The sequence below is a fragment of the Blastochloris tepida genome (assembly GCF_003966715.1).
GTDB lineage: Bacteria > Pseudomonadota > Alphaproteobacteria > Rhizobiales > Xanthobacteraceae > Blastochloris > Blastochloris tepida.
This window is the reverse complement of the sequence record NZ_AP018907.1, coordinates 2,168,554-2,183,500: the sequence shown is the minus strand read 5'-3', so window position 1 is coordinate 2,183,500 and position 14,947 is coordinate 2,168,554. Positions and strand designations below refer to the sequence as shown.

Annotated in this window: 17 protein-coding genes and 1 tRNA gene; 8 read left to right on the top strand and 10 right to left on the bottom strand. The window is 68.9% G+C overall.

All coding sequences use genetic code 11. The features are described 5' to 3' along the window. Window positions 1-24: 24 nt before the first annotated feature. From BLTE_RS10065 to BLTE_RS10045, 6 genes are read left to right on the top strand one after another with little or no spacing between them, the layout of a single operon-like run. A complete protein-coding gene (locus BLTE_RS10065; RefSeq protein WP_126400016.1) occupies window positions 25-429 on the top strand; it encodes a hypothetical protein in 405 nt (134 codons plus the stop codon). Next, a complete protein-coding gene (locus BLTE_RS10060; RefSeq protein ID WP_126400014.1) occupies window positions 426-764 on the top strand; it encodes a hypothetical protein in 339 nt (112 codons plus the stop codon). Before BLTE_RS10065 ends, BLTE_RS10060 begins: the two co-directional genes overlap by 4 nt. Beyond that, the gene (locus BLTE_RS10055) at window positions 761-1,081 is read left to right on the top strand and encodes a hypothetical protein (RefSeq protein WP_126400011.1); all 321 of its coding nucleotides are present in this window, start codon (window positions 761-763) and stop codon (window positions 1,079-1,081) included. The genes BLTE_RS10060 and BLTE_RS10055 overlap by 4 nt, the downstream gene beginning before the upstream one ends. Further along, window positions 1,078-1,524 (top strand): hypothetical protein, encoded by a 447-nt coding sequence (locus tag BLTE_RS18080; RefSeq protein WP_160140573.1) that lies wholly within the window; start codon window positions 1,078-1,080, stop codon window positions 1,522-1,524. Before BLTE_RS10055 ends, BLTE_RS18080 begins: the two co-directional genes overlap by 4 nt. Further along, on the top strand, window positions 1,514-1,846 hold the full coding sequence (locus BLTE_RS18785; RefSeq protein WP_160140572.1) for a helix-turn-helix domain-containing protein: 333 nt from the start codon (window positions 1,514-1,516) through the stop codon (window positions 1,844-1,846). Before BLTE_RS18080 ends, BLTE_RS18785 begins: the two co-directional genes overlap by 11 nt. Continuing rightward, complete coding sequence (locus BLTE_RS10045) at window positions 1,732-2,889, top strand: tyrosine-type recombinase/integrase (protein WP_126400005.1); 1,158 nt, start codon at window positions 1,732-1,734, stop codon at window positions 2,887-2,889. Before BLTE_RS18785 ends, BLTE_RS10045 begins: the two co-directional genes overlap by 115 nt. Before the next feature lie 137 nt (window positions 2,890-3,026). Here the strand turns inward: BLTE_RS10045 and BLTE_RS10040 are convergent. The 4 genes from BLTE_RS10040 to BLTE_RS10025 all read right to left on the bottom strand — a co-directional run bounded on the left by BLTE_RS10040 (window position 3,027) and on the right by BLTE_RS10025 (window position 5,907). Then, window positions 3,027-3,104, bottom strand: a tRNA-Pro gene (locus BLTE_RS10040). Window positions 3,105-3,346: 242 nt separating this feature from the next. Next, window positions 3,347-3,907, bottom strand: coding sequence for a hypothetical protein (locus tag BLTE_RS10035; protein WP_244599950.1), 561 nt, complete (start codon window positions 3,905-3,907; stop codon window positions 3,347-3,349). A gap of 208 nt (window positions 3,908-4,115) precedes the next feature. Next, a complete protein-coding gene (locus tag BLTE_RS10030) occupies window positions 4,116-5,237 on the bottom strand; it encodes an AI-2E family transporter (protein WP_160140571.1) in 1,122 nt (373 codons plus the stop codon). A gap of 328 nt (window positions 5,238-5,565) precedes the next feature. Then, window positions 5,566-5,907, bottom strand: coding sequence for a hypothetical protein (locus tag BLTE_RS10025; RefSeq protein WP_126400000.1), 342 nt, complete (start codon window positions 5,905-5,907; stop codon window positions 5,566-5,568). Window positions 5,908-6,080: 173 nt separating this feature from the next. Here BLTE_RS10025 and BLTE_RS10020 point away from each other — a divergent pair, with 173 nt between their 5' ends. After that, window positions 6,081-6,539 carry a hypothetical protein gene (locus BLTE_RS10020; RefSeq protein ID WP_126399997.1) on the top strand — a complete coding sequence of 153 codons (459 nt, stop codon included), beginning with the start codon at window positions 6,081-6,083 and terminating at the stop codon, window positions 6,537-6,539. Here the strand turns inward: BLTE_RS10020 and BLTE_RS10015 are convergent. The 4 genes from BLTE_RS10015 to BLTE_RS18540 all read right to left on the bottom strand — a co-directional run bounded on the left by BLTE_RS10015 (window position 6,511) and on the right by BLTE_RS18540 (window position 11,074). Continuing rightward, window positions 6,511-7,764 (bottom strand): O-antigen ligase family protein, encoded by a 1,254-nt coding sequence (locus BLTE_RS10015; RefSeq protein WP_126399994.1) that lies wholly within the window; start codon window positions 7,762-7,764, stop codon window positions 6,511-6,513. The two genes, BLTE_RS10020 and BLTE_RS10015, sit on opposite strands and share 29 nt — an antisense overlap. 11 nt (window positions 7,765-7,775) lie before the next feature. Beyond that, complete coding sequence (locus BLTE_RS10010; RefSeq protein ID WP_126399991.1) at window positions 7,776-9,317, bottom strand: undecaprenyl-phosphate glucose phosphotransferase; 1,542 nt, start codon at window positions 9,315-9,317, stop codon at window positions 7,776-7,778. Between the two features lie 90 nt (window positions 9,318-9,407). Next, window positions 9,408-10,523 carry a glycosyltransferase family 4 protein gene (locus BLTE_RS18545; RefSeq protein WP_244599949.1) on the bottom strand — a complete coding sequence of 372 codons (1,116 nt, stop codon included), beginning with the start codon at window positions 10,521-10,523 and terminating at the stop codon, window positions 9,408-9,410. Beyond that, window positions 10,520-11,074, bottom strand: coding sequence for a polysaccharide biosynthesis/export family protein (locus tag BLTE_RS18540; protein WP_244599948.1), 555 nt, complete (start codon window positions 11,072-11,074; stop codon window positions 10,520-10,522). The genes BLTE_RS18545 and BLTE_RS18540 overlap by 4 nt, the downstream gene beginning before the upstream one ends. 153 nt (window positions 11,075-11,227) lie before the next feature. On the opposite strand from BLTE_RS18540, the gene BLTE_RS10000 reads away from it, so the two are divergent. Further along, window positions 11,228-13,348: a GumC family protein gene (locus tag BLTE_RS10000; RefSeq protein ID WP_126399984.1), complete on the top strand. Its 2,121-nt coding sequence runs from the start codon at window positions 11,228-11,230 to the stop codon at window positions 13,346-13,348. Here the strand turns inward: BLTE_RS10000 and BLTE_RS09995 are convergent. Next, complete coding sequence (locus BLTE_RS09995) at window positions 13,335-14,558, bottom strand: GNAT family N-acetyltransferase (protein ID WP_160140570.1); 1,224 nt, start codon at window positions 14,556-14,558, stop codon at window positions 13,335-13,337. The two genes, BLTE_RS10000 and BLTE_RS09995, sit on opposite strands and share 14 nt — an antisense overlap. A gap of 167 nt (window positions 14,559-14,725) precedes the next feature. Further along, entirely contained in the window at window positions 14,726-14,938 is a 213-nt protein-coding gene (locus tag BLTE_RS09990) for a DUF2842 domain-containing protein (RefSeq protein WP_126399978.1), read from the bottom strand. Window positions 14,939-14,947 lie beyond the last annotated feature (9 nt).

The following is a 14,947-nucleotide window of genomic DNA, read 5'->3' as shown; positions in this document are numbered from 1 at the left end:
CGTCACGTCAATTGAGGAGGTCCCATGTCCACAGCCGCCAACCCCACCGATGCTGCGCGCTACATCAGCGCCGGCCTGCACCGCACCCCTCCGGACACCGGCATCATCCGTTCCGAACTGGTTGGACCGCACCGCATTCGCGACGTCATGGCGGCCGACATCAGGCGCATCATCGGCGACCGCGGCGCCGACGCCGTCATCACCGACCGCGAGTTGATCGCCCTGGGCTGGACGCGGGCGCAGGTCCACGAGCACGGGCAGGCCGCCATTTCGCAGCTCGAGGCGGCGGAGAGCCCGGACGCCGCATCCGACGCGTTGGCCGCCCAGATCGCCGCGCTGGCCGAGATCGCCGCCACCGCCCGCAGCATCGCCGCCCGCGTCGAGCGCGACATCGTCGATCTGCAGCGTCGCTACGGGAGGCCGGCATGACCCGCGCGGAGATCGCCGGTCTGGACGCCGGCACCGATGTGCTGGTGCGGATGCAGCTGGTCGCGCGGCTCGATAGCCTGCAATACGTCGGCGGGATCGATGCCGTCGAGGTCGCGTCCCTGCCACCGGCGCCAAGGCGGACGATACGGGTCGCGATCACCGACGTGGCCGCGATCACCGATGGAGCCGCCGACCAGGGGTCGAACTCCGGCGCCGCCATGATCGCCGCGCTGGGGCGGACAGCGGCAGCACTGCGCGCGCTCGCGGCCGAGACCGATGCCACCATCGCCGCGCTACGCGCGCAGACAGACCCTGCCACCGGGAAAACGCCATGAGCGCCACCATGGCAAAGCCGACACGCATCGACCTCGACCTTGTGGGCGGACCCGAAGTCTGCCGCGTCGCGACGCGGCAACTCGATCTGTCGAAGACGCAGCTCGACGCATTGCAGCTGGCCGGCGTGAAGCCCCTGGTGGCCCGGCGGCGCGTCTGGCTCGGGCGCACCTCTGCCGGCGACGGCCGGCTGTTCGAGCGCAGCACCATCGAGGCGCTGGCGCGGCGCGACCTAATCGAGGTGACGCACCGCAACGCTCGCCTGACCCCGCGCGGCCGGCAGCTGCTGGCGCTGATCGGGCAAGGGAGCCGGGCATGACCAAGCATTCGATCATCAGTCAGCCCTTACCGACGTTGAATGAATGGCTTGATCGTCAAGGTGATTGCCAACGCAGCGACGGATTCGAAGCATTCATTGACGTTGCACGTCGCACCATTGACCAGCCGGAGGCGAGCCTCACGCCAGATGAGGCATCTTTTCTGCGCCTCTTGAAGGGATTTCTGGTCGCGACCGTCGAGTTGTCGAACATCGAAATCAAGCACGGTCGAGCGGCCCACGAGATCGCGCTCACCTTGCCGAGAGTGATGGCAGTGGCGGCAGTCTATGGGGTCGCGAGCACACTCACCGAGGATGCGCCGATGCGGCGCGTCGCCAAGATCATCACCGAAGAATTTCGGTTTGCCGCGAAGGAGGCGGCCAACCAGATCACCGAGAGCCGAGCCGGCGTTTCCACGCGCGGAAGGCCTGACCATGCCGTCTGACCGCCTTCTCACCACCCAGGAAGCGGCGGACCGGCTGGGCATCACCCCGCGGCTGTTGCTGGAGCACGTCAAATCCGGTCAAATCCGCTACGTCCTGACCGGGCGCGGCACCAAACGGCCGCGGCGCCGGTTCGCCGAGGCGGACTTGGCCGAGTTCATCGCCAACCGAACGCGGCGCGACGTTCCGCCGGTCCCGAAGGGGGGATCATGTCCGTCTACAAGCCGAAGGGACGACGGCGCTACCTCTACGATTTCGAGCTCGGTGGTCGTCGGTTTCACGGCTCGACGGGCGCAACGTCTCGCCGAGAGGCAGAGGCCGTAGAGGAAGGCAGGCGCCGCGAGGCGGCCCTGGAGATCGCCGCCGCCAAGACCGCCGCCGCCCAGCTGCGGGGCGCCGCGCCCCTGACCATCGATGTCGCCGCCGATCGCTATTGGGTCGAGGTCGGCCAGCACCACAAGGGCGCCGGCGACACCTGGGCGGCACTCTCGGCGATGATCGACCATTTCGGCCCGACCCGTACCCTCGCCAGCATCACCAATTCCGACATCGCGGCCTGGGTGGCGAGGCGCCGCGGCCAGCCGGTCCGCAACGCCGCCCGCGATGCCAGCAAGAGGAAGCTGCCGCCGCCCAGGCTGGTCTCCAATGCCACGGTGAACCGCACCACGGTCGACCTGCTGCGCAAGATCGAGACGCGGGCGCGCCGGGTGTGGGAGGTGCCGGCGATTCGGGAGCGCGATTGGGCCAAGCTCCGCCTGGCCGAGCGCGGCGAGCTGGTGGTGGAGGTCACCGCGGCCGACGAGGCGCGCCTCATCGAGCGGCTGCCGCAGGGATACCGGGAGATCGTCGCCTTCGCCGAGGCGGCCGGGCTGAGGATGGCCGAATGCCTGCTCCGGTGGTCACAGGTCGACGAACAGGCCGGCACCATCACGGTGGTGCAGAAGGGCGGGCGGCCCCACACCATCCCGATCTCGGCGCGAATCGCCGCCATCCTGTCGACCTGCCGCGGCCAGCACCCGGAATGGGTGTTCAGCTATCCCGCCCGCCGGACCCGGAAGCCCGATCGCGTGCGCGGCCGTCGCTACCCGATCACCGAAGCCGGCCTGAAGTCGGAATGGCGGCGCGCGGCCAAGGCGCTGGGGCTCGACTACCGTTTTCACGACCTGCGCCACACAAGGGCGACACGGCTGCTGCGCTCCAGCGGCAACCTGAAACTGGTGCAGCGCCTGCTGGGGCATGCCTCGATCGAGACCACGGCGAAGTTCTACGCCCACGCCCAACTCGACGACGTGCGCGCTGCCCTGGATGCCGAGGCGCCCCGGCCGGAAGCCGTCCCGGCCCGGCGGGCAGGCGATTCCACCACCTGAACGAACGCGGAACAGCGTCGGGACTCGCGTCGGGACTTTTGGTCCCGACATCGGCATTTTGTCTCTGTTTCGTTCATGTCCGGCCGGCGGGCCGAATTTTCGGAACCCCGCCAAGCCATTGACGTTTTAGGGGAAAATGGTCGGAGCGCCGAGATTTGAACTCGGGACCCCCAGTCCCCCAGACTGGTGCGCTAACCGGGCTGCGCTACGCTCCGAAGGCCGACACCTCTACGCCGCCAAGCCGCGCGGTGCAAGGGGCCGGCGCGGCTCGCACAACACCGGATCTGGAAAACTGCGCCGCCGCCCCGGTGCCGGTTTCAGGAGGGCTTCCGTCGGATCGGGTTTCCGGCCGATCCGGCCGGAGACCCGCATGCGAGGTGCCGGGAAATCCTCATCGGCGATGGGCTTCTCGGCGAGACCGTTGCCAGCGTGCCCAAGGGGGCAGCCGGAAACCGCCTCATGCGTCCTGTTTCCTGTGCATCCTGTGGAGGATGAAGGGCGCGACCAGACCGATCACGGCGACGGCGACGAGCAGCATCATTAGCGCCGATTCTTCCAGCCAGGCGATGCCGGGGACGGTGAGCGCGAGCACGATCCCCACCAGCGCGACATGCCACGACGCGATATGGATGCCGGCGGTGAAGGTGCCGAGCGCCAGAATGGTCAGGGTCGACAGTGCCGTGGCATCCGCGCTCATCATGTCGGAGACGTCGGCGATCGACAGCAGCTCGATGGCCCCCAGGACGGCGCCCCAGTGCAGAATCTGGGTCCAGATCAGCCGCAGCCGGCCCTTCCGGTCTCCCGCCGCCCGCCATTGCGACAGGATGCACACGAGGCCGATGATCGGCCCCAGCGCGATCCAGTAGCCGCGCAGCGGCGTGCCGGAGAAGCTGGTATAGGCCGCGCCGAAGATCGACAGCGCCAGCACCGCCAGATACGGCAGTTCGCGGAAGATCAGCCGCCGCCCGAATGAAGGCGCGGCGTCGTCGGCAGCATCGTCTGCGTTCCAGTTCGTCATAATCCGGTCCCTTGGTTCGGCCGAGACATGGTTCTTAACTTCGCCCGTGACAGGCGGGGTTGTCCGAATTCGCGTTCGATCATGCCTTCGAACCGGCGGAATTGCTCGCGTTGAATCGCACTCTGAACCGCTTTGCGCATCGGCTGGAGCACCCTGGAGCATTCTCCGCAGAAGCGGGCATCGGTCTTGCGAAAGAGAGTGCGATAATTCAAAGAGTTAGCCCCCCCGTGCCGGCGCCGCCCCCGGTGCCGTTTTCGGTGCCGGGCGCCGGGGCGCTCGTCAGGCCCGCCGCCTCGGGGTCTTCGAGATACATCTTGGTCAGGAACCGGAAGATGACGCCGATCGCCGCCGCCAGCGGCACCGCCACCACGAGGCCGAACAGCCCGAACAGCTTGCCGAACGCGAACAGCGAGAACATCACCCACACCGGCCCCAATTCCACCCGGCGCCCCAGCAGATAGGGCGAAAGCACATAGTCGGCGATGGTCTGGCCGACCAGGAAGATGACGGGAATCTGCAGCACCAGCGGCCAGTCCGGCCAATACTGGGCCAGCCCGATGAGGGTGGCGACGACGAGGCCGGTGAGGAACCCCAGATAGGGCACGAAACTGAGCAGCCCGGTGCCGATGCCGACGATCAGGCCGTGATTGAGGCCGATCAGGCTCAGCGCGATCGCGTAGAAGGCCGCCAGCACGAGGCACAGCGTCGCCTGTCCGACCATGAAGCCGCTGATCTTGTCGTTGATCTCGCGGGCCAGCGTGTGGACGGTCTCCTTGTGGGCGTCGGGCACGCAGCGGTCGAGGAAGGTGGTGATGCGGTCCCAATCCTTGATGAAGTAGGCCGCGACGATCGGCACGACGATCAGCACCGACAGCGCCGAGATCAGCTCCTCACCGCCCGACCATGCGGAGCCGAGGAAGCTTTCGACCGAGCTTACCGCCGCCGAGGAGAATTCCGAGAACGCCTGCTCCGCCTGCCCCAAGCCGTCGCCGATCACCCGCGCCAGCCACGGCCGGTCCTGGTCGGCGGTGGTCAACGCCTGGAGCTGGCGGAAATAGGATGGCGCCCGCTCGACCAGATAGCTGAGCTCTTCGACGACGACCGGGCCGGCGCCGACGACGAGCCCCACCATGATCACGCCGATAACCGTAAAGATGCCGAGCGCGGCGCCGAGCCGGCTCACGCCGAGCTGCTCCAGCCGGATCACCAGCGGGTTCAGCACATAGGCGACGGCGGCACCGGCGACGAACGGCAGCAGCGCCTCGCGCAGCACGGTCGCCGACACGACCAGAACGGCAAGCAGCACCAGCCATACGTGCTTCTGGACCATGCGCGACGCCCGCCCCGCCATCCGCCGCCCCACCGTCATCCCCCGGGGATTGTGGGCAGGGCGGAACACAGACTAGAGCATTTTCCGCCCAAGTGGGAACCGGTTGCGCGAAAGAAAATGCGTAAAAAACAAAGTTCTAGAGCCTCCGAGCTGACTTCGTCAGCTCGGAGGCTCTAGGGAAGTTCGCGAAAGCCGACAACGGCGTTATCAACTCTGGCGCGCGATCCGGCTCCGGGCGCGCGGGAGAAACCTCCGCAAGCCGGGCCGGTATGGTGCGCGCCCATGGCAGCGCCGGACGGGCGGGGGCGACCGCGCGGCCGCCGTAACGTCAGGCGGCCTGACGCGAGTCCGGCCGGGCGGCCGGCTGCGGCTCGGCGGAGGTATCGGCGATGCTGACCGTCATGCCGGATTCACTGAGGCGGCGGCCGAGCCATTCCATGCGGGCGGCCTGCGAGCCGGCCTCCGGAAAGCCGTTGTCGCTGCGCTGCAGCCGTTCGGCCATCAGGCAGATGCAGTCGGCCATGAAAGCCAGCGGCAGCTTCACGCGGGTCATCCCATCATGGCAGCGCCGGCGGTCCCACGCGGCGGCGATGACGCCCTCGCGCGCCTTCTCCGGCGTCTGGTTGGTGAAGGCCGCAAGTTCCTCGTAGGTCAACCACAACTGGGGCATTGGGGCAGGCTCCGGTCTCCGACGCTGGTGCAGCTTACATAACGGAAACACCCGAACATTCGGTTTTGCCGACCGCTAAACTTTGATCAAACGCCCGCTATTGGCCTAACCTTGTGGTCCGGCCTCCCGAGGGGATCGACCGGAAACCGCATGAGACCGCGAAAGGTTGCCCGATGCACCAGACGGAATGGCGTGGAGACGAGGCGCGCGCTCGCAGGCGGCTGCGCATCGCTGCGATTGCGCTCGGCGCCTGGCTTTTCAGCGCGGCGGGCGCTGTGGCCGGGGGCTCGCTGCCGTTCTCGGACGTGCTGGAGCACGCCCGCGCCGTGCCCGCGCTGGCCGAGCAACTGGAGGCGATGGTGGCGCAGGAGAAGGTTGATCCGGCCGAGCTGGTGTGCGGCGCCACCCGGCTCGGCAATCAGTGGCGGCACCTCGGCGGCGAGCGGGTGCTGCCCTTCGAGTGCGAGATCGGCGCCCGCACCGTGGTCATCGACGGCGTCATCGAGTTTCTGGACGCCAAGGGCAAGGTGATCGTCACCGTGGCCAATGGCGACGCCACGGGCATCACCAAGGCGGTGTTCAGCAATGCCACCGCGGTTCGCTTCAGCGACCTGCACCTGAAGCCGGAGTGAGCCGATTTCCCTTTTGCGGCGTCTGCGCGCGCGTCGCGATCGTCAGGCCCCAGACCAGCCCGAGCAGCATCCAGAACAGCCGCCAGTGGTCGGAATCGATCACGAAGCCGAGCAGCACCATGGCGACGAAGGTGCTGTAGATGGCGATGTAGGCGCCCTGCCACGGCGTCGGCCGCAGCACCGTCGCAAAGCCGAAGCCGACGGTGATCACCACCAGCAGCGCGTAGGCGAGCCCCGAGAGCCAGCCGCCCGACAGGAAGGCGTTGAGATAGACGTTGTGGGGATCCTCGACGAAATAGAGGTGGAACTGGCGCGGCCCGATGCCGAACGGATGGTCGAGCGCCAGGAGGGCGCCGAGGATGTGCCGCCCGAACCGGCCGAGCGGGCCGGCATCGTAGCTCTGGGTCAGCGAGGCGCGCTCGCGGAATAGCGTGCCCACCTCATCGATCGACAGTGCCGCCACCACCAGCGCGCCGACGAACACCACGCCCACGCCCGCCAGCAGGATGATGCGCGCGCGCTCCGCCGTCGCACGGGTGGTGATGAGCGACAGCAGCACCGCGATGGTCGCGGCGGCGGCGAACATGAACCAGGAGCCGCGCGAGAAGCTGAGGAACAGCCCCAGCAGCAGCACCGCCAGCACCGCGACATTGCGCAGAATGGCGCCGGGACTGCCGGCGAGGCTGCGCTGCACGCACAGCACGGCCGGCAGCACCAGGAATGGGCCGAACACGTTGGGATCGTTGAACGTGCCGCGGGCGCGGCCATAGCGCGTGAAGAGATCGGCGAGCACGCCGAAATAGCCGGCGATGCCGCAGACGGCGGCCACCACCGCGCCGATCATCACCCCCCCGAGCAGGAAGCGCAGCCGCCGCGACGTCTCATCGGCCATCACCAGCGCGAAGCCGAGCGCCGTCGCGCCGAGATACCACGACACCGCCACCCACATGCCGGTCTTGTCCTCGCCGAGCACCTGCAGCAGCGAGAGTGTGAAGCCGACATTGTAGAGGATGACGAGCAGCAGCAGCGGAATGTGGGTGGGGTTGAGGCTGAGGCCCGCCGCCACGAACACTGTGAAGGTCAGAAGCGAGATGATCTCGTAGGGCGAGGGCTCGATGAACACGAACGCCCCGGCAAGGCCCACGAGCAGCAGCAGGACGGGCCGCACACGCTCGCGCCGCAGCGGGGCTGCGACGGTGGGGAGCGCGTCGGCGCAGATGCTCATGGCCCGCCCGGTCAATAGGCGTTATCGGTCTTGAACAGCGCGAACGGCGTCTTGAGCAGGATCGCAAGGTCGAACAGCACCGACCAGTTCTCGATGTAATAGAGATCGTGCTCGACGCGGCGCTGGAGCTTCTCCTCGGTGTCGGTCTCGCCGCGCCAGCCATTGATCTGCGCCCAGCCGGTGATGCCGGGCTTGACGCGGTGGCGCGCGAAATAGCCGTCCACCGCCTCGTCATAGAGCCGGTTCTCGGCCTTGGCGTGCACGGCGTGCGGGCGCGGGCCGACCAGCGACAGGTTGCCGGCGAACACCACATTGAAGAGCTGCGGCAGCTCGTCGAGCGAGGTCTTGCGCAGGATGCGGCCGACGCGCGTCACCCGCGGGTCGCCCTTGGTGACCAGCTTCGAGGCGGTGGCGTCGCACTTGTCGGTGTACATCGAGCGGAACTTGAACACCTCGATCAGCTCGTTGTTGAAGCCGTAGCGCTTCTGGCGGAACAGCACCGGCCCCGGCGAGTCGAGCTTCACGGCGATCGCCACCAGCAGCATCACCGGCGACAGCGCGAGCAGCGCGAGGCTGCCGACGATCTTGTCGAACAGCCACTTCATCACCACGTCCCAATCGGCCAGCGGCCGGTCGAACACGTCGAGCGTCGGCACGTTGCCGATGTAGGAATAGGCGCGCGGCCGGAAGCGGAGCTGCGCGGAGTGCGCCGACAGCCGGATGTCGACCGGCAGTACCCACAGCTTCTTCAGCATGTCCAGGATGCGGGTCTCGGCGGAGACCGGCAGCGAGAACACCACGAGGTCGATGCGGGTGCGGCGGGCGAACTCGACGAGATCGGCGACGCTGCCGAGCTTCAACTTGTCGCCGACCTGACCCGGCGAGCGGCGGTCGCTGCGGTCGTCGAACACGCCGACGATGTCGAGGTCGCTGTCGGGCTGCGCCTCCAGCGACTTGATCAGCTTTTCGCCAGCCTCGCCGCCGCCGACGATGACGGTGCGGCGCACCAGCCGGCCCTCCTGGGTCCAGGTTCGCACCAGGCTGGCAAGGCCGATGCGCAGCGCGAGCAGCATCGCCAAGCCGCTGACGTACCAGCTGCCGATCCACACGCGCGAGAACGCATCCTCGATGCGCGCGAAGAATGCCACGGCGAAGGCGACCAGGAACACGATGGTCCAGGCCGCCGCCAGCCGCGAGAACTGCGCCGACACCGAGCGGAAGGCCTGCACGTCATAGATGTCGACCGCCTGGAAGGCGAGCACGGCCGCCGCCGTCAGCGTCAGGATGGCGACCGGATAATAGGCGGCGAAGCCGTCGCTCGGCACCACATAGGCGAGGTAGATCGCCGCGCCCAGCAGCGCGATGGCGGTGAACTCGACCAGCCGCACGAAGCCGGCCAGCACGATCGGCGAGATGGCCGAGGCGATCGGCTCGGCGGCGAGGCGGCGGGCGACGGCGGTGAGGCGGGGCTTCGCGGCCGGCGCAGCAGCGGCCGGGGAGGGGGGCGCAACCGAGCGGTTGTCCGGCCCACCACGCAAATTTGCATCGAGCATACCGATACGCTCCGAAGGATGCGCGTGAAGGGAGCGGGCGCACCCTGTTCTTTTGCGAAGCGAGGCTAGCCCGGAACCTTCACGGAAGGCTTAATTTCGGCGCGTGGATATAACCGTTCGGTAAGCGTCGAGCACCCCGTCGGTCATCGCCGCAACGCTGAAGAGGTCCCGCACCCGCGCCCGAAGTGTGGCGGTTGCAGCCTCGTCCGGCATGGCGATGGCACTGCGCAGAGCGGCCATCAGCGCGGCGATGTCGCCGGGCTCGACCAGCCGGTCGGCCGCCTCGCCGAAGATTTCAGCCATGCCGCCGACGCGGCTCGCTACCATCGGCATGCCGGCGGCGGCGGCCTCCAGCACCACATAGGGCAGCGACTCCGCGCGCGAGGGCACGCACAGCAGATGGCCAAGCGCGAAGGCGTCGCGGGCGGGCAGGGGGCCGGTGAAGCGCACGCGGGTGACGAGGTCGCGGGCCTCGACGAGATCGCGGAAGAAGCGCGCATCCGGCCCGTCGCCGACGATGGTGGCGGTGAGTTGCGGGCCTTCGAGCCGCAGCCGCGCCATCGCCTCGATCAGCACGTCGACGCCCTTGAGGCGGCGAAGCTCGCCGACGAACACGATGTCGGTGGCATCCGGACGCGGCGCCACCGGCGCGAACTCCTGCGGGCGCAGGCCGTTGTGGACCACCCGCGCCGCGGCCGTGGGGCTCGCGATCTTGCGGGCATAGGTGTCGCGGCCGTACGCGCTTTCGAACAGGAACAGGTCGGTGCGCCGCGCCAGCAGTCGCTCCAGCGTCAGATAGACGAGGCCCGAGGCCGAGCGCGCGCTGTAATGCAGGCTGCCGCCGTGCGGCGTGTAGACGCGGATTGCATTCGGCGCGGCCGCGAGCCGCGCATAGGCGCCGCCCTTGGCGCCGTGGCCGTGCAGCACATCGGCACCGATATCGCGCGCCCGCACGCCGACATGGCGCACCGCGCCGATGTCGTCGAGCCCGACCTGCCGGGTCATCCGCACCCGGCTGAGGCCGAGTTCGAGCTGCGGCTCAAGGTCGGCCAGCGCCGCCTCGGCCAAAGCGCCGCCGCTCGCGGTGGCCGCCACCACGCCGACCGCGTGGCCGTGCGCCGCCTGCTCGCGGGCGAGATCGACGACATGACGGAACAGGCCGCCGACCGGCGCCCGCAGCACGTGAAGAATGCGAAGGGGTGTCACAGCCACCGTTCGATGACGTTGATGGTGTCGCCCGGCCGCACCGGATAGGTCAGCGGCACGCTGGTGCGCACGAGCTGGCCGTCGACGACCCGCGACACCTCGGCATAGGTCTTGTAGGCGCGCGGCGAGAAGCCGCCGGCAATCGCCACTGCGGTTTCCACCGTCATGCCGTTGACATAGGCGTACTGGCCGGCGGCAGTGACCTCGCCTAGCACGAAGAACGGCCGGTAGGTCTCGACCTCGACCGCGACGTGCGGCTCGCGCACATAGCCCTGGCGCAGCTTCGCCGCGATGGCGCGCGCGAGGCTCTCGGTGGTGCGCCCGCGCGCTTCCACCGAGCCGATCAGCGGCATCGCGATCTTGCCCGAGGCGTTGACGGCATAGGTGTTGGTCAGCCCGTCCTGGCCGAACACGGTCACGCGCAGCTTGTCGCCGGCATCGAGCGTGTAGGGCGCCTCTGGCGCCACCTCGACCGGCGGAATCTGCGACGGCGTGGCGCAGCCGGCGAGCGCCAGCGCAACGGTCAGCAGGATGGTGGAACGCAGTCGCATTGCGATGAACCCGATCGCCTCTGACCTCTTCTATCGGGCGAACATGGTTAACGAAGTCTTGCGTCAAGCGAATTGCCGGGCCGATTAACCGACCGGCAACCATGAAGCGACGTTAATCGGCCCAGCGTTCTGTTGCGTTGGGTGGAGTGGACGATGCGTGGCGTCGGCGAAGTGAGTGGCCTCGAACCGCTGGTGCCGGTTCAGGCACCCGCGGTTCCGGCCGCGCGGGAGCACGACGGCGACATCGACCTTGCCGCGCTCGGCCGTGCGCTGTGGGAGAAGCGGCGGTGGATCCTGGCGCCGACCCTGGTAGCGCTGGCCCTCACCTTCGTCGCCGTCAATCTGATGACGCCGATCTACCGCGCCGAGACGCGCATCCTCATCGAGAACGGCGAGAACGCCTTCTTCCGTCCCGAGATCGAGCGCAATGCCACGGTCGACCGTGCGCTGGTCGATCCGGAGGCGGTCACCAGCCAAGTGCAGATCCTGCTGTCGCGCGACCTCGGCCGGCAGGTGATCGCCGAGCTGCACCTTGCCGACAAGCCGGAGTTCGATGCGCGCTCGCCGGTGTCCAATCTGCTACGCTTGGTCGGTCTCGGCCGCGACGACACGCTCGCCGTCGAGGAGCGCGTGCTGCGCGCCTATTTCGAGCGGCTCAAGGTCTATCCCATCGACAAGTCGCGGGTGATCGCCATCGAGTTCGAATCCCGCGATCCCGATCTCGCCGCCAAGGTGGCCAATGCGGTGGCGGAGGCGTATCTCGCGCTCCAACAGGTGGCCAAGCAGGATTCGACGCGGCAGGCGTCGAACTGGCTGCAGGGCGAGATCGAGAAGCTGCGCAAGAAGGTGGCCGAGGCCGAAGGCCGCGCCGACGCCTTCCGCTCGCGTGCCGATCTGTTCGTCGGGGTCAACAACACCCAGCTCTTCAACCAGCAGCTCGCCGAGCTCAACACCCAGCTTGGTGTCGCCCGCGCCCAGAAGGCGGAGGCCGAGTCGAAAGCGCGGATGATCCGCGAGCTGCTTGCCGCCGGCCGCCCGATCGAGACGTCCGACATCATCAATTCCGAGCTGATCCGCCGGCTCGCCGAACAGCGCGTCACGCTCAAGGCGCTGCTGGCCGAGCAGTCCTCGACGCTGCTCGACCAGCATCCGCGCATCAAGGAGCTGCGCGCCCAGATCGCCGGCCTCGACCGCCAGATCCGCGACGAGGCCGAGCGCATGGTGCGCGCCTTCGAGAACGACGCAAGGATCGCCGAGGCCCGTCAGGCGCAGCTTACGGGCGAACTCGACCGGCTCAAGCAGCAGGTCGCCGGTGCCGGCGAGCAGGACGTGCAGCTGCGGGCGCTGGAGCGCGAGGCGAAGGCCGAGCGCGACCTGCTCGAATCCTATCTGGCGCGCTACCGCGACTCGGCGGCGCGCGACACGCTGGCGGCGCTGCCGCCGGATGCGCGCATCATCTCGCGCGCCATGCCCTCCAACGTGCCGGCCTTCCCCAAGAAGGTGCCGATGATCGTGCTGATCACGCTGGCGACCCTGGTGCTGTCGACCGGCATCGTCGCCAGCGGCGAACTGCTCAGCGGCCGGGCCCGTCACATGGCGGTGCGCGAGCGCGGCGTTCCCGTCGCGCTCAACCTGCAGCAGGCCGCGCCCGCCGATGAGCCGGCGGAGGAGCCCACCCGCGGGCCGGGCCTCGCCGAGCTGGTGAGCGCGCACGAGCCGGGCATGGTGGCGGTGGTGCCGGCGAGCGAGACCGTGGCGGCGGCACCGACGGCGATCCGGCTGGCGCGCGATCTCGCCTTGCGCGGCGGGCGCACGGTGCTGATCGAGCTCGATCCGCGTGCGGCCGCTCCCAGCCTGGTGCGCGATCCTACCGCGTCCGGCGTCGTCAATCTGGTGCGCGGCACCGCGTCGTTCGGGCAGGTGATCCATCGCGACCGCGCCTCGCGCCTGCATGTCGTGCCGTTCGGCGGACCGGCGGCGGAGATCGAGGAACTGCTGAAGGCCGACCGTCTGGCGCTGGCGCTGTCGGCGCTGGTCCAGACCTATGATCACGTCGTGCTGGTCGCGCCGCCGGCGGCGACGCTGGCCAAGGCCGGCTTCGTCGGGCAATTGCCGCTGGCGGTGGTGGTCGGGCCGAAGGTGTGGGAGCCGGCCGAGGCCGAAGGCGTCTATGACCAACTCGCCGAGGTCGGCATCGCCGATCTCATCGCCGTTGTCGAGACGGACGTCGCGGGCGCGGGGCCGGGATCGGGCGACCCGGTCATGGCGGCGTGAGTGGGGCTGCAAACAGCCGGCGGCGGGTGGCCAGCACCAGATTCCACAGCCGCGGCGAGCGCTTGATGTGGCGCTTGAGCACGCCCGCGCCGCGCTGGCCCGCGGCCATCAGCCGGCCGGCGGCGGTCACCGGCAGGCAACTGTCGAACAGCGGCTCGGCCTCGTCGCAGAACCAGTTCTTGTAGCTCGCCTCGCCGACGCCGAGATCGAGCCAGTCGAGCCCCTGCGCACAGCAGGCTTCGGCAATGTGCATGAACAGCAGCACGCCGGGGCTGAAGCGGGCATTGTCCGATCCGGTGATCGACACCTGCAGGCACGAGCAGCGGCGCGCATCGCGCAGGGCGCAGGCGACGGCGATCACCTCGTCGTCGCACACCAGCGCGTGGCATTCGAGCAGCGGCCGGCCGGTCTCGACGCCATGGCGGGCGGCATTGCGCAGGAATGCCTCGACACCGGGCTCGGCGAACACATTGGCAAGACCCGCCGCCCGCATCCGCGCCGCCTTCTGCGCGAAATGGGCGCCAAGCAGCCGCTCGGCCTCGCCGGGGCTTGAGGCCGCCACATAGCGATAGCCGGGCAGCGCCGCGAGCTTGCGCTCCTTGCGGCGGAACTTGTTGCGGGTGTCGGCGGACATCGTCCGCCCCAGATAGGCGGCGGGATCGTCGGCGAGCCGGCCGCGCCAGCCGAAGCTCGGGGTGGCATGATGCGGCAGCAGCCGCAGCGGGTTCGGCACGTCGTGCCAGCTTTCCGGCTGGCGCTCGATCGAGATGATGTCGAGCCGCGGCCCCAGCCGGCCGATGCGCGCGACGAGATCGGCGGTCGCCGTGGCATCGAGCGCCTCGGCGATATCCTTGCGCCACAGGCCGAAATTGTAGTTGACGTGCTTGCCGCCGAGCGGCTCGGCCACCATCAGCGGGCCGACCCGCCGCCGGCCGAGCGGCCACAGGAACGCCGGGCGGCCCGCGCCATCGCGGCCAACTACGATGAATGGCGCGATGCCGGCCGCATCCCCGATGTGGCGCTGCCACAGCGCCAGAAAATCGAACCGCTGATAGGCGGGGAAGACCGCCTCCCGCTCCAGCATGCGCCAGACCGGCTCGATCGTGGCGAGATCGCCGAACGCCTCCAGCCCGGCCACGACCTGGGTGCCGGCGGCGCCCTCGGTCAGCGGCCGGCGCGTGGCGTCGGCATCGGTCCAGCTCAGTGTCAAACTGCGTCCCTCGGCTGCGGGCGCAACGGTCACGGTCATTCTGTCCGGCGGGGCAAAGCCCCTGCCGAGCGTGCGCCTTCTGGCTTGCACGGAAGGTGGCAGCAATTCCTCAAGGAAAGGTTGGCATCGCGTGCCGGATGCGTCGCGCCCCGCGAATCCGAGGGGGATCAGGCCGCGCGGTCGGGCTGGGCCATCCACCACACCAGGGCGCCGGCCGGGATGACCCAGCCGATGCCGGCCACGACGTAATAGACCAGCTCGGTGAACCAGTGGCCGAGGCCGATGCCGGACTGCGCCACCATCATGGCGCCGAGCGACCAGACGACCGCCAAGAGCAGCAGCAGGATGGCGCCCCAGAACTTGCGTGTGCGCTGTCGCATTCCCGAACT